General features: G+C 70.4%; 10 protein-coding genes. 5 read left to right on the top strand and 5 right to left on the bottom strand.

What is annotated here, in order from left to right; all coding sequences use genetic code 11:
* The first annotated feature begins 34 nt into the window (after window positions 1-34).
* Complete coding sequence (gene pip, locus ACZZZB_RS05785) at window positions 35-994, top strand: prolyl aminopeptidase (RefSeq protein ID WP_463529173.1); 960 nt, start codon at window positions 35-37, stop codon at window positions 992-994.
* A gap of 217 nt (window positions 995-1,211) precedes the next feature.
* Here pip and ACZZZB_RS05780 read toward each other — a convergent pair whose 3' ends face one another.
* Both ACZZZB_RS05780 and ACZZZB_RS05775 read right to left on the bottom strand, forming a co-directional pair.
* A complete protein-coding gene (locus tag ACZZZB_RS05780) occupies window positions 1,212-1,934 on the bottom strand; it encodes a polysaccharide deacetylase family protein (RefSeq protein WP_086474587.1) in 723 nt (240 codons plus the stop codon).
* Window positions 1,935-2,035: 101 nt separating this feature from the next.
* Window positions 2,036-2,527: an FAD synthase family protein gene (locus ACZZZB_RS05775; RefSeq protein ID WP_229939395.1), complete on the bottom strand. Its 492-nt coding sequence runs from the start codon at window positions 2,525-2,527 to the stop codon at window positions 2,036-2,038.
* A 188-nt stretch (window positions 2,528-2,715) separates the two neighbouring features.
* Between ACZZZB_RS05775 and ACZZZB_RS05770 the strand changes: the two genes are divergently transcribed.
* Entirely contained in the window at window positions 2,716-3,369 is a 654-nt protein-coding gene (locus tag ACZZZB_RS05770) for a hypothetical protein (protein WP_086474585.1), read from the top strand.
* 220 nt (window positions 3,370-3,589) lie between these two features.
* Complete coding sequence (locus ACZZZB_RS05765) at window positions 3,590-8,986, top strand: PKD domain-containing protein (protein WP_463529172.1); 5,397 nt, start codon at window positions 3,590-3,592, stop codon at window positions 8,984-8,986.
* A 188-nt stretch (window positions 8,987-9,174) separates the two neighbouring features.
* On the opposite strand, the gene ACZZZB_RS05760 is transcribed toward ACZZZB_RS05765, so the two are convergent.
* Both ACZZZB_RS05760 and ACZZZB_RS05755 read right to left on the bottom strand, forming a co-directional pair.
* On the bottom strand, window positions 9,175-10,128 hold the full coding sequence (locus ACZZZB_RS05760; protein ID WP_463529171.1) for a glycosyltransferase family 2 protein: 954 nt from the start codon (window positions 10,126-10,128) through the stop codon (window positions 9,175-9,177).
* Window positions 10,125-11,666: a lipopolysaccharide biosynthesis protein gene (locus ACZZZB_RS05755; protein ID WP_086474582.1), complete on the bottom strand. Its 1,542-nt coding sequence runs from the start codon at window positions 11,664-11,666 to the stop codon at window positions 10,125-10,127. The genes ACZZZB_RS05760 and ACZZZB_RS05755 overlap by 4 nt, the downstream gene beginning before the upstream one ends.
* A 102-nt stretch (window positions 11,667-11,768) precedes the next feature.
* Between ACZZZB_RS05755 and ACZZZB_RS05750 the strand changes: the two genes are divergently transcribed.
* Window positions 11,769-12,752, top strand: a complete 984-nt coding sequence (locus ACZZZB_RS05750) for a glycosyltransferase family 2 protein (RefSeq protein ID WP_086474581.1) — start codon at window positions 11,769-11,771, stop codon at window positions 12,750-12,752.
* Between the two features lie 33 nt (window positions 12,753-12,785).
* Here ACZZZB_RS05750 and ACZZZB_RS05745 read toward each other — a convergent pair whose 3' ends face one another.
* Window positions 12,786-13,850, bottom strand: a complete 1,065-nt coding sequence (locus ACZZZB_RS05745) for a glycosyltransferase family protein (protein WP_463529170.1) — start codon at window positions 13,848-13,850, stop codon at window positions 12,786-12,788.
* A gap of 86 nt (window positions 13,851-13,936) precedes the next feature.
* Between ACZZZB_RS05745 and ACZZZB_RS05740 the strand changes: the two genes are divergently transcribed.
* The gene (locus tag ACZZZB_RS05740; RefSeq protein WP_086474580.1) at window positions 13,937-14,473 is read left to right on the top strand and encodes an acyltransferase; all 537 of its coding nucleotides are present in this window, start codon (window positions 13,937-13,939) and stop codon (window positions 14,471-14,473) included.
* The last annotated feature ends 4 nt before the right edge of the window (window positions 14,474-14,477 follow it).

Here is a 14,477-nt window from a genome sequence, read left to right as displayed (position 1 = left end):
ACACGTGTCGTGAACACAGGAGGAAGTGGACCGTATGGGTGAGCCGTATCCCGAGATCGAGCCGTACGAGACCGGCATGCTCGACGTCGGCGACGGGCAGTCGCTGTACTGGGAGACCTCCGGCAACCCCGACGGCAAGCCCGTCGTGTTCCTCCACGGCGGCCCGGGCGGCGCGACGAGTCCGATCCACCGTCGGCTCTTCGACCCGAAGCGGTACCGCATCGTCCTCGTCGACCAGCGCGGCTGCGGCAAGAGCACCCCGCACGCGAGCGATCCGGCGGCCGACCTGTCGACGAACACCACCTGGCACCTCGTCGCCGACCTCGAGGTCCTCCGGAAGGCGCTGAAGATCAAGCGCTGGATGGTGTTCGGCGGGTCCTGGGGCTCGACCCTCGCGCTCGCGTACGCGCAGAAGCACACGAAGCGCGTCACCGAGCTCGTGCTCCGCGGTATCTTCACGCTGCGCGACGCCGAGCTCGACTGGTTCTACGAGGGCGGTGCCTCCGCGGTCTTCCCCGACCTGTGGGAGGGGTACCTCGAGCCGATCCCGGTCGGCGAGCGCCGCCACCTCATCGAGGCCTACCACCGCCGCCTGTTCGACGAGGACCCGGCCGTCTACGGTCCGGCGGCCGTCGCCTGGTCGCGGTGGGAGTCCTCGACGATCACCCTGCTCCCGCAGGAGGAGACCGTCGCCCGGTTCACCGACCCGCACTTCGCGGTGGCGTTCGCGCGCATCGAGAACCACTTCTTCACGAACAAGGGCTGGTTCGAACCCGAGCAGCTCATCCGCGATGCCGGCAAGCTCGCCGGAGTGCCCGGGGTGATCGTCCAGGGCCGCTACGACATGTGCACCCCGGTCTTCACCGCGTGGGACCTGCACCGGGCCTGGCCGGAGGCGGACTTCACGATCGTCCCCGACGCGGGGCACGCCTTCGACGAGCCGGGCATCCTGTCGGCGCTCATCGACGCGACGGACCGCTTCGCGAAGGACTGAGAGTGGCCGGACCTGGACGCCCTTCGACAGGCTCAGGGACCGGGGTTGGGCTCAGGGGCCGGGGTTGGGGTCAGGGACCGGGTTGGGCTCAGGGACCGGGGCAGGGCTCGGGGGCCGGGTTGGGCTCAGGGACCGGGGTTGGGCTCAGGGACCGGGGCGGGGCTCGGGGGCGGGTGTGGGGCGCCGTGTCCGGGGCCAGACCCGGCCACCGGGGTGACTACTCCGTGAAGCGGGCCCGGCGGACGGCCTTGCCCACGCGGAGCGCCTCGCCGAGCGAGCGGCCGACGAGGCCCTCGCGGGCGAAACCGCTCAACAGCTCGGCTGCGAGCGCGCCGCGGTCGACCTCGGGCTCCGGGCCGTCGTCGACGCCGTCGGCCGGGCCGGCGAAGCCGTCGTGGGCGAGCAGGATCGAGCCCTGGTGGCAGTGCCGGACGGCGTGGGCGACGCGCTCGTGCTCGCCGACGTCCTTGACGTCCCAGGCGGTGGCCGTCCACAGCACGGTCTGCAGGCCGGCCCGCTTGACCGCCTGCCAGGTCTCGATGCTCTGCGCGCCGTAGGGCGGCCGGAACCACTCGATCGGCTGGCCGCTCAACTGCTCAAGCTCCTGTTTCGCCGCGAGGGTGCGCCGGTAGGCGACCTCCTCGGAGAAGTCGGTGAGGCGCACGTGGTCGTCACCGTGCAGCGCGAGTTCGTGCCCACCGGCGACGATGCGTTCGAGGAGCTCGGGGTGCTTCCGCGCGCGGCCGACGAGGACGAAGAACGTCGCGGTCGCGCCGGCTTCGGCGAGGGCGTCGAGGACCCCTGGTGTGCCGTCGGGACTCGGGCCGTCGCCGTAGGTCATGACGACCGTGCGCTCCTCGGTGGCCACACCGACAATGGAACCGTGGACGGGCAGCGAACCGGTGAGGCGTGCGAGCAGCGCCTGCCGAGCCTTCGTCATGTGTCCACCGCCCTGTGAGTCGATCCGTCCAACAGTACCTCGCTGCCGTGGCGAACGGGAGCGCGGGCGCGGCGACGGAACGGGCGCAGGGAGGGCGGGTGTCAGGCCTGGACGAGCGTGGTGTCGAGCTCGCGCTGCTCCTCGAGCTGGGCGAGTGCACGGCGGAGTGCCGTGCTCGAGGTGCTCATCGTGTACGGGAAGTAGACGACCTCGACGCCGACCTTGGCGAACTCCGCTTCGAGACGGAGGCCCTCTGCGGTCCCGCGCCAATCGTCGCCCTTGAAGAAGATGTCGAACCGGAGCGCATCCCAGGCCTGGAGCTTGTCGTCCCAGGTCTCCTCGACGGCCTCGTCGACGAAACCGATGTGGCGGACGATCTCGAGACGCTCCGTCAGCGGGACGATGGGCTCGATGCGCTTGCGGGTGCGCAGCAACTCGTCCGAGACGACCCCGGCGATGAGATAGTCGCACGCGCTCTTGGCGTGGCGCAGGATGTTCAGGTGACCGACGTGGAAGAGGTCGAAGGCCCCTGCGGCGTAGCCGACGCGTCCCTGTCGTCCGGACTGCTGCGCGCTGCTCTGCTGATCGGTCATCGCCGAACGCTCCCCACTCGAGTGTTTCCCTGTCGTCTTCGGCGCGTTCATTGAGCCTCTTCCGAGGGTATGAGGGTCATCAGCGCTTGCCGAGTCCACTTTCAGGTGCCACCCGAGGAGGGGTGCCGGCTCCGATGCCCCCTGACGGGCCGGTGCGATACAGTTCCCGAGACGATCTGGAGCATGACATGGCCGAAGCAGAAGACCGCACCGAGGTGTCCCCCGCAGCACACGAAGCCGGAGCACCGGGGCGTCGCCGCCTCGTGACCATCGTGGTCTCCGTGGTCGTCGCCCTCGTCGTCGTCGGGATCGTCCTGTGGTCGACCGTCCGACCGGGCACGCCGTCGGGGCAGGGCACGACCGCGCCGTCCGCACTTCCCTCGTCCTCCTCGTCGACGCTGCCGACCGCGGAGCCCGGCTCGACGTTGCCCCCCGCCGGATCGAGCGACGGCGCGATCGGTCTCGACGAGACCGCCCCGGTGAGTGACGCGGTGAGCGTGCGCATCGAATCGTTGGAGGCCGTGGACGGCGAGGCGTCTCAGCCCGGCGAGGTCGCCGGCCCGTCGATCCGGGTGACGATCGCCTTCACCAACTCCGGTTCCGACGCCTACTCCCTGGCGGGCGCGGTCGCGAACGCCTATTACGGAGCAGATCTCACGCCGGCGATCGAGCTGGCCGCTCCGGGCGGCGTGCCGTTCCCCGAGCAGGTGGCGGCGGGCGAGACCGTCCGTGGCACCTTCGTCTTCAACGTCCCCGAGGACGCGCGCGACGCCGTCCGGGTGACCGTGGACTACGCGGCGGCCGAGCCGGCAGTCGTCTTCGAGGGATCCGCACCGCGCTGACGATCGCTCTGTATCAGACAGCTGTCGATCTGTCAGGTGTGATCGGCGCCGTCAGCGAAAGTCACCCCTGATCTGGGGGTGCATCTGCCCCCAACGGGGTGCATCGTCGTCCCCCATCTTGCGCTTGACTGCGTGGAGGACCTCATCAGCCCGCCCGCGTCTCCCGAACGTGTGTGCCAGCGGTCCGACTCCTTCACCCGAGAAGACTGCGAGATACACCATGACCACACTGCTGTTGTCCGAGCCCGCGATCACGCGGCGGACGCACCGACCATCCGGCGCGCGCCGCCTCGCCCTCGTCGGCATCACCGTCGCGGCCGTCCTGTTCGGCACGCTGACTACCGCACAGGCGGCATCGGCCGACACCACGCCGACCACCGGCCAGCCCGCGACGGTCTCGTCCGACGCCCTTCCCGCGCCGCAGATCAACGGCGTCGTCTGGGACCAGGTCGTCATCGGCAACATCGTCTACGTCGCCGGCTCGTTCACGACCGCGCGACCGGCGGGATCCGCGGCCGGTGCGAACACCGTGACCCGCAACAACTTCCTCGCCTACACCCTGTCGACGGGCGCGCTGCTCCCGTGGGCACCGAACTTCAACCAGCAGGTGCGCTCGCTGGCGGCATCGCCCGACGGTACGAAGTTGTACGCGGGCGGGCAGTTCACGGCGGTCAACGGGACGACCCGGTACCGCCTCGCGGCGTTCGACGTGGCGACGCAGACGCTGGTCGCCGGCTTCGCGCCCTCGATCAACTCGATCGTCAAGGCGGTCACCGCGACGGACACGACCGTCTACGCCGGTGGTCAGTTCACCTCGGCGCAGGGCTCGGCCCGCGCCGGTGTGGCGGGCTTCGCCGCCTCGAACGGCGCACTGACCGGCCTCGCACCGGACGTCGTCGGCGGAACGGTGCAGGCGCTCGTCCTCAGCCCCGACTCCTCGAAGATCGTCATCGGTGGCAACTTCACGTCGGTGAACGGTTCGAACAGCCCCGGCTACGGGCTCGCGGCTCTGAGCACCACCTCCGGCAGCTCCATGCCGTGGGCGGTCAACTCCCTCGTCCGCAACGGCGGTGAGGAGGCGTCGATCAACTCGCTCACGAGTGACGGCACGAGCGTCTACGGCACCGGGTACACCTTCGGCAAGGGCGGCAACATCGAGGGCGCGTTCAAGGCCGACTGGACCGGCGGCGAGCTGCAGTGGGTCGAGGACTGCCACGGCGACTCGTACTCCGTGGCGGCCGACACCGACGTCGTCTACGTGGCCAGCCACGCCCACTACTGCGGCAACGTCGGCGGATACCCGCAGACCGACCCCTGGGGCTTCCAGCGCGCGACCGCCTTCACCAAGGCCACCACCGGCACGCTGACCGCCGACCCGTACGGCTACTACAACTTCGCAGGCACCCCGGCACCGACCCTGCTCAACTGGTTCCCGACGATCAACACCGGCAGCTACACCGGTACCGGTCAGGGCGCCTGGGACGTGACCGTCGCCGGTGACTACGTGCTCTACGCCGGTGAGTTCACCCAGGTGAACGGCACGGGCATGCAGGGCCTCGTGCGGTTCGCGAAGGCGTCGATCGCCCCGAACAAGGACGGCCCCCGACTCACCGGCTCCAACTTCGTGCCCACCGTCACGTCGTTCAGCCGTGGGACGGCCCGCATCTCCTGGCAGGCCAATTACGACCGCGACAACTCGGACCTCACCTACCAGGTGATCCGCAACAACGTCACGGCCTCGCCCGTGTACACGACCCAGGCCTCCTCCACGTTCTGGAAGCGCCCGGTCATGTCCTTCCTCGACACCGGCCTGACGCCCGGACAGTCCTACAACTACCGGATCAGGGCGACCGACCCGTACGGCAACTTCCAGCAGGGACTCAACGTCGCGGTCACCGTCTCCGAGGACGGCGTGATCAGCAGCTACCAGCAGTCGGTGCTGAACGACGGCGCGACCTCCCTCTGGCCGCTCGGCGAGTCGAGCGGGACCACCGGCTTCGACTGGACCTCGGGTGACGACCTGACCCTCACCGCCACCGGCGTGACGCGCGGAGCGGTTGGCCAGGAAGCCGCCTCGAACAACGCGGCCACCACCTTCTCGGGCGGATCCAGCTCCTCCACCGTCCAGCGGCCGTCCCCGAACGTCTTCACCACGGAGGCGTGGTTCAAGACCACGACCACCTCCGGCGGCAAGATCATCGGGTTCGGCGGATCCGCGACCGGCAACTCCTCCTCCTACGACCGTCACGTCTACATGGGCAACGACGGCCGACTGAACTTCGGCACCTACACGGGCGCGACGAACGTCGTGACCAGCCCCAAGGCGTATAACGACGGCGAGTGGCACCAGGTCGCCGCCTCACTCGGAGCGAACGGCATGCAGTTGTTCGTCGACGGGCGGAAGGTCGCGGCCCGGGCCGACGTCACGAGCGGTCAGGTCTTCAACGGCTACTGGCGTGTCGGTGGTGACAGCCTCGGTGGCTGGCCCAACGGCCCGAGCAGCAGCAACTTCTCCGGCGACATCGACGACGTGTCCGTGTTCCCGACGGTCCTGACGCGCCAGCAGGTCGACGCCCACTACGTCGCCTCCGGCCGCACGTCCACCGTCCCGACCGCACCGGCCGACGCTTACGGCGCCGCGGTGTTCGGCCTCGACCCTGCACTCTACTGGCGCCTCAACGAGACGAGCGGGTCCACCGCCGTCGACGCCGGCCCGACCGAGTCGAACGGCCTGTACTTCGGTCAGGTCACCAAGGGTGCGAACGGCGCCATCTCCGGCGTCGACAACCGGGCGGCCCAGTTCACCTCCAACGGCTGGGACGAGGGCGGTGTCTCGAGCCAGTCGAGCTACTCCAACCCGACCAGCTACGCGATGGAGGCCTGGTTCCAGACCACCTCCACCCAGGGCGGCAAGGTCATCGGCTTCGGCTCCAACCAGACCGGCGGATCCGGCGGGTACGACCGACACGTCTTCCTGCGTCCCGACGGCAAGCTCGTCTTCGGCACCTGGACCGGCCAGGAGAACACGATCACCTCACAGGCCGCCGTCAACGACGGCCAGTGGCACCACGTGGTCGCCCAGCAGTCCGCAGCCGGCATGAAGCTGTTCATCGACGGCTCGTCCGTCGGTACCAACCCGCAGACCGGTGCGCAGGACTACACCGGGTACTGGCGGGTCGGCGGCGACAACGCCTGGCAGGGTTCGGTCCCGTACTTCAACGGAAAGATCGACGAGGTCGCCGTGTACAACGCGCCGCTGACCGACGCCCAGGTCACCCAGCACCGTGAGCTCGGCCTCGGCCAGGCTCCCAACGTGCTGCCGACCGCCGCGTTCACGAATGCCGTCGCGAACCTCCAGCTCACCACGGATGCGTCGGCCTCGACCGACACGGACGGGGTCGTCAGCTCCTACGCCTGGGACTTCGGTGACGGCCAGACCGGCACCGGCGCCACGGCTTCCCACACCTACGCCGCGAGCGGCAGCTACACCGTCAGCCTCACGGTGACGGACAACCGCGGTGGAACGGCCACCACTCAGCAGACGGTGACGGCCGTGGCTCCGAACCAGCTCCCGACCGCGGCCTTCACACCGACGGTCGTGAACCTGGACGGGTCCTTCGACGCCTCCGCCTCGGTCGATCCCGACGGGACGATCGCCTCGTACGCCTGGAACTTCGGCGACGGGACCACCGGGACGGGCGTCACCGCGACGCACACGTACGCCACGGCGGGCACGTTCAGCGTGAGCCTGACGGTCACCGACAGCGTCGGCGCGACCGCGAGCGTCTCGCACGACGTCGCCACGACGCTGGCTCCCAACCAGCTGCCGGTCGCGAGCTTCACGGCGGCGTCCACCGGACTGACGGCGAGCTTCGACGGATCGGGTGCCTCGGACCCGGACGGGACCATCGCCTCGGTGGCGTGGGACTTCGGTGACGGAGCGACCGGCACCGGGACGACGACGACCCACAGCTACGCGACGGCGGGCACCTACACGGTCACTCAGACCGTGACGGACAACCGCGGCGGCACGGCGGCCACGACCCTGAGTGTCACGGTCGCGGAGATCCCGGTGGCGTCCACCTACGCGGCGGACACCTTCGAGCGCACCGCGAGCAACGCGTGGGGCACGGCGGGGACGGGCGGAGCCTGGACCGTCGCCGGAGGCAACACCAGCTTCTCGGTCGGCAACGGCACGGGCAAGATGTCGCTGCCCGCGGGCGGGACCCGCACGGCACGCCTCAACGCGGTGTCCGCGACGGACGTGACGGTGAGCGCGAAGATCACGGCCTCCGCCGTGGCGAACGGTGGCGGCGTGTACGCGTCCGTCATCGGTCGCCAGGTCGGGAGCGCGTTCTACTCCACCCGCGTCTGGATCCAGGCGAACGGAGCGGTCCGCATCCAGCTCCTGCAGGGTGCGACGGCTCTCCAGGCCGTCACCGTCCCGGGCCTCACCTACACCGCCGGACAGGCGCTCCAGATCAAGCTGCAGGTGACGGGTGCCTCGCCCACCACCCTCGGCGCGAAGGTCTGGGTCGCCGGCGCGACGGAGCCGACCGCCTGGCAGGTCCAGGCGACCGACTCCACCGCCGGGCTGCAGTCCGCCGGCCTGGTCGGCCTCAGCAGCTACCTGTCGGGATCGACCACGAACGGACCGGTGACCGTCACCTTCGACGACCTGCTCGCAGCGACGCCGGGTGCGGCCCAGCCGACCCCGGTGAACCAGGCTCCGACCGCGTCGTTTACGGCGACGGCCTCCGGGCTCACCGCGGCGCTCGACGCCACCGCGTCCACCGATCCCGACGGCACGATCGCCTCGGTCGCGTGGGACTACGGAGACGGCACGACCGGAACCGGCTCGACGTCCTCACACGTTTACGCCGCCGACGGGACCTACACGGTCACCGCGACGGTCACGGACAACGGCGGGCTCACGGCCACGACCACGCGGACCGTCACGGTCACCGCGCCGATCGTGCCCCCGGTCGACCCCAATCCGGTCGTCATCGCGGCGGACACGTTCGCACGGACCGCGGCCAACAGCTGGGGAGCCGCGCAGACCGGCGGCCCGTGGACGCTCGCCGGGACGGCGTCGTCGTTCTCGGTGAACGGCACCGCCGGCCTCATCTCGGCCACGGCCGGGCAGTCCCGCACCGCTCGACTCGCCCAGGTCTCGTCCACCGCGACCGATTCGACGGTGTCGTTCACGATCGCACAGGCATCGACCGGTGGGGGACAGTTCGTCTCCCTGGTCGGCCGTCAGGTCGGCGCCGACAACTACGCGGCGCGCGTCTGGGTGCAGGCGAACGGTGTCCTGCGTCTGCAGCTGATGAAGGGATCCACGGCGTTGACCGCGGTGAACATCGCCGGCCTCGCGTACACCCCCGGGATGAAGATCACGGTCCGTACGCAGGTGTCCGGTGTCGGCACGACCGCCATCAAGGCCAAGGCCTGGGCGGACGGGCAGACCGAGCCCGACTGGCAGGCGAGCACCACCGACACGACCGCCGCGCTGCAGGCGCCGGGGTCGGTCGGGGTGGACACCTACCTCTCCAGCACCATCACCAACGGTCCGGTCGTCGTGAACTACACCGGCTACCGGGTCACCGCGCTCTGAGCTGACCGAGACCCGGCCGGGAGTGGACGCCGTCCTCGATGAGACGCCCACTCCCGGCCGCATCAACGGCGGTGTCCACCGGTGTTCGCAGCGCCGGGACATCGCCAGATGTGCCTCCGTCGGGATACGGAGCACACCGAGAAACGCCCCTGATGCTCATCAGGGGCGTTTCTCGGTGCGGGCCCCGATCAGTGGGTGGAGGCCCGTTCGGCGCGGATCCGCGCCGCGAGTCGGCGGCCGTCGCGGATCGCACGGACGGCGGTCCACATCACGGACGGGTTCGTCAGCAACTGCTTCCGGCCGCCCTGGAGCAGGATCTCCCACGAGACCGCGAGGGTGGAGCGCCGCCACGAGGCCTCGTCGCGCTCGCTGAGGTGGAGCGCGGCGAAGACGAGGCGGTTCCGGATGTTGTAGAAGTAGTACAGCCCCGACTTGGCCTGACCGGACGAGGTCTGTCCGACGGCCTGGGTCCCGCCCTCCGCGTGCACGGCGGTGACGCCGTCGAGGACGAGCAGCGTGCCCCCGGCGGCGACGACCTTGTGCGACAGGTCGACATCCTCCCAGTAGAGGAAGTACTCGTCCGAGAAGCCACCGATCTCGCGCCAGAGCGACAGGCCGATGGCGAGGCACGCGCCGGTGAGCCAGGGCTCGATCCGATGGAGCGGCACCGTCGCCAGGCGACGACGACGGGAGCGGATACGACCGTCGTCCAGGTACAGGTCGGACCCGCCGAACCAGAGGCTGCCGTCCGGGCGGAGGATGCGCGGCGCGACCAGGGCCGATGGGTCGGCCTCGCACGCGGCGAACAGTGCGGCCGCAGCGGCCGGGAGGAGTTCCGCGTCGGGGTTGAGGATCACGAACCGGCTGGCTCCCGCCTCGACGGCGAGTTCGACGCCGGCGTTCACGCCTGCTCCGAAGCCGAGGTTGCCCGACGGCTCCACCAGGTACCAGCCCTCGGCGGTGGCCAGGGTCTGGAGCCGGGCGCGCTCCGCGGTGGTCGTCAGGTTGTCGACGACGACCGTCACGAGCCCCGGAGCGTCCCGGGTGAGTCTCGTGAGGTGCTCGGCGAGCAGCGCACTTGAGCCGTAGTTGACGACCACGACGGCGGTGCCGCGGAAGTCGGGGACGGCGGCGGTGTTCATGCGAGACTCCCGTCGTCGGCAGGGCCGTCCGGCTCGGTCGAGGCGGCGGGTGGGGTCTTCGACCGTCGCGCGGCCGAGACGATGCTGAGGACCATCCGCAGGTCTCGACGCACGGCGGGGATCACGAGTGCGGCGAGGCCGTACACCGCGAGGTCCGCCACGATCGCGGCAAGGATCTGCAGGACGGAACCGCCGCCAACGGTGAGGACGGTCGCAGCGTACGCGGCGGCCCCGGCTGCGAGGGTCAGCAGCGAGATGCGCACGACCCCGAACAGGAGCTTCCGGATCGGGATCGGCGCCCAACGGTTCAACCACCAGAGCGAGAGCGGCCAGGACACCACCGGCTCGAGGGCGAAGCCCGCGGCCACGCCGACGACGCCCCAGTTCGACCCGATGAGCACGAAGGTGATCTTCAGGGCCGCACTCATGAGCGTGAACTGGAACAGCCGGGCGGTGAGCCCCTTCGACACGTAGACCCAGTACCCGACGAGGGCGAGGGTCTGGAAGGCACCGGCCACCGTCAGGAACCGGAGGACCGGGGCCACCTCGAGCCAGCGCTCGCCGAGACCGAGGGCCACGATCGGTTCCGCGGCGCCGGCGACGAGCCCGAGGCCAGCGACGAGCGTGTAGCCGAGTGCGACCTGTCCGCGCACGACGTAGGAGTCGAAGCGCGCCTGCTGGTCCTGGATCCGCGAGAGGACCGGGATCGCGACGCGGGTGACCGGCGCGCGGAGCTGGTTCAGCGGGTTCATGAGGAGCTGGAAGCCTCGGCTGTAGATGCCGAGCGGAGCCGCACCGAGGCGCAGGCCGATGACGAAGGAGTCCGTGTTGTTGGCCGCGTAGCCCACGAGCTGGGTGGCGACCATGTTCCAACCGAACCGGTAGAAGCCCCGCATGTCGACCCCGCGTCGCGGGAGCCGGGGGAGCCAGCGCGACGCGATGAGCACGAGGATCAGCGTCGCGAACGACAGCGTCACCATCTGCCAGGCCAGGGCCCAGTACCCGGCGCCGACGACGGCGAAGACGATGGCGACAGCGAGCGCGATGACGGCGGCGGCGACGTCGACGACGGCGAGCGTCGTGAAGCGCAGCGACCGGCTGAGGCTCGCACGGTGCTGGGTGCAGACGCCGTTCAGGAGGAAGGCGAGCCCCATGAACTGCGCGAGCGGCACGAGCTCGGGCTTCCCGTAGAGTGCCGCGATCAGGTAGGCCAGACCGAAGATGATCGCGCCGAGCGCGATGCCGATGCCCGAGTTCGCCCAGAACAGGATGTCGCGCTGTCGATCACTGAGGGTCTTCGCCTGGATCGCTGCGTTGGAGAGCCCGAAGTCGCGGAAGATCTCCGACACGCCGACGACGGCCATGACCATCGCGAAGAGGCCGTAGTCGTTGGGCGTGAGGAACCGCGCGAGCACGACCACGGACACCACCTGGACGAGGATCCTGGTGAGCTGACCGACCATCGTGACGGCCGCGCCCCGGGCGGCATGGCGGCCGAAGTCGCCGCTCGTGGTCCCCGGCGCGGTCCCGGCGGTCATGCGCACACCGCCGCGACGACGCCCGAGGTGGGGGCGGTGGGGACGTCCCGGCACCCAATAGTCTGGTCATCGATCGACGGCTCTGCCGCGGAGAGGGAGCACATGCACTCGGAGACCCCGGCCGGAGCCACCGGACGCCAGCCCGCGACCTCGTTGGTCGTGGCCATGTTGACCTTCCGGAGGCCGGACGACCTCCGGGTGGCGCTGCCGGCGCTGATCGAGCAGGCCGAGCAGGTGATCGAGCGGTTCGAGCGCGTCGAGGTGCTGGTCGTCGACAACGATCCGCAGGAGAGCGCCCGGGCCTTCGTCGAGGCGTTCCCGTCGGCGGGCCCGGTCGTGCTCACATATCGCTGCGAATCGGAGAGCGGCATCACCGCCGCACGCAACCGTGCGCTCGCCGAGGCCGCTGCGAGCGACCTGCTGGTGTTCATCGACGACGATGAACGGCCGACCGAGCGGTGGCTGGTGGACCTCGTCGCGACCTTCGACCGCGGCGACGCCGTGGCCGTGGTCGGCCCCGTCGTCTCCCGCTTCGAGCGGGAACCCTCCGCCTGGATCCAGGCGGGGGAGTTCTTCACCCGGCGCCGGATGCCGACGGGCACGGCGGTGTCGGTGGCAGCCACCAACAACCTGCTGATCGACCTGCGGGTGGTCCGCGGCCTCGGGCTGGTGTTCGACACGGCCTTCGGGCACGCGGGCGGCGAGGACACGATGTTCACCCGGACGCTGCACGCCACCGGCGGACGTCTCGTGTGGTGCGACGAGGCGGTGGTCTGGGACATCGTCCCGGCAGCCCGCAGCACGCGCGACTGGGTGGTGCGCCGAGCGTTCAGCAGCGGCAACAGCTGGAGCCAGACGTCCATCGCGCTCGAGGACTCCCTCCGCGGACGGCTCACGGCGAGGGTCCGCTGCATCGCCAAGGGGCTCGTGCGCGCGGCCGGGGGCGCGGTGAGGTCGGCGGTCGGTCTCGTCACCCGATCCCTCCGCCATCGGGCGAAAGGCGTCCGGACGCTGGCGCGCGGCTTCGGGATGATCGCCGGTGCCGTGGGGTATTCGTACGAGGAGTACCGACGCGTCGACGCCTGAGCGGTGTCCGCGTGCCGGGTGGGCTCGTGCAGCTCAGATCGCACGGACGTCGGCCTTCCGCGCAGCGGAGCCGGACGCGTCCGGTCGATCGTCGCCGAGCGCCGATCGATACGCCGCGAGGTGCAGCTCGCCGGACAGGTCCCAGTCCCGGGCCGAGAGGTCGGGGGAGCTACTCCGTGACGGATCCGAGACGACCCGGAGGGCGCGCTCGAGGTCGGCGGCGTCGAGCTCTCCCTCGTACTGCACGACCCAGCCGGGTCCCACCTCGGCGGAGAGCCGCTCGTTGACCGCGTTGGACGGGACGAGCACGGGACGGTCGACGGAGAGCGCGGCAAGCGCGCCGCCCGAGTTGTGCATCTCGCGGTAGGGCAGGACGACGAGCTCTCCCTGCCGCGCGACGTCCACGAGCTCGGCGTCGCTCAGGAACTCGAGGCTGAGGTCGATCCGGTCGTCGTCCTCCGCCAGGCCGCGCAGTTCGGCCGCGAGCTCGTCACTGGACGGCCGTCCGGCCACCCGGAGGCTGTGCTCGCTCCCGGGAAGGGCCGTGAACGCACGGAGCAGACCGTCGACACCCTTGTACCGCCGGATGAGGCCGAAATAGCTCAGGCGACCGCTCACGGCGTCCCGCTGCGGGAACCGCGCGTACCAGTCGCGGTAGTGACCGTGCGGGATGAGGGCTGCGCCGACGCCTGCGGGTGGGACCGTCTGCTCGTTGAGCACGATGACGAAGGACGTCCGGCGCTCGAACAGTCCGAGGAGTGCGTGCTCGACCCGCGAGATCCCGGACGGCCGGTGGAGGTTGTGGAGCGTCCGCACGATGGGCGTCCGCGTGAGGGCGAGCCTCGCCAGCAGGACCAGGGTGAGGAGCTGGCGGACGGCGCGTTTGGGAGCCGAGGATCCGGACACCAGGATCTCGGGCCAATGGGCGTGGAAGACGTCGTACCGACCGAGGATGGCCCCGCGCCAGGAGAACGTCCGCACCGCGACGCCGGGCGTCGTCGCGAGGTGGTCGCGCAGCATGACGATGTACGGATTCGTGGTCGGCCGCGGTTCCGGGAAGGACTGCTGGACGGTGATGGTGCTCGGGTGCTTGGTCAAGGGAATGGCCTCCGGAGACGGGGTACTGGCGGTCCGACGGTCGCCGCTAGGCTCGCAGTCGGGGAATTCGAGGATCGGATGGATCGATGGGACGACTGCGTGCCGTGCGGAAGCACTTCTGGAGCTATGCACGTGGCGTGCTCCGCGGACACCCGGGCGCGAGGATCGAGGCGGGCGTGAAGCTCGGCGGTCCGGGGACCTACCGGCTCGACCGCGGCTGCACGGTGTCGAAGGGCGCGCAGATGTGGGTCGGCGAGGGTGCGACGCTGCATCTGTCGAAGGGGTCGAAGATCGGCATGCGCACCATCGTGAACGTCGAATCGGGCCTGGAGATCGGACCGGACGTCCGCATCTCCTGGGAGGTGCAGATCCTCGACACCGACTTCCACTGGACGACGTCGCCGACCGGACGACGCCGCGCCCACACCGCGCCGATCGTCATCGAGCGCAAGGTCCTCATCGGGACGCGCTGCCTGGTGCTGAAGGGCGTGACCCTCGGCGAGGGTGCCGTCGTCGGTGCGGGCTCGGTCGTCCGCCGCGACGTGCCACCGCGCACCGTCGTCGCGGGGAACCCGGCCGTGGCCGTCGGCGAGGTCTCCGACTGGGGCAGCGCCGTCGGCTGACCGG

The organism is Plantibacter sp. AC185 (assembly GCF_979258065.1).
This window is presented reverse-complemented; position numbering and strand designations above follow the sequence as displayed.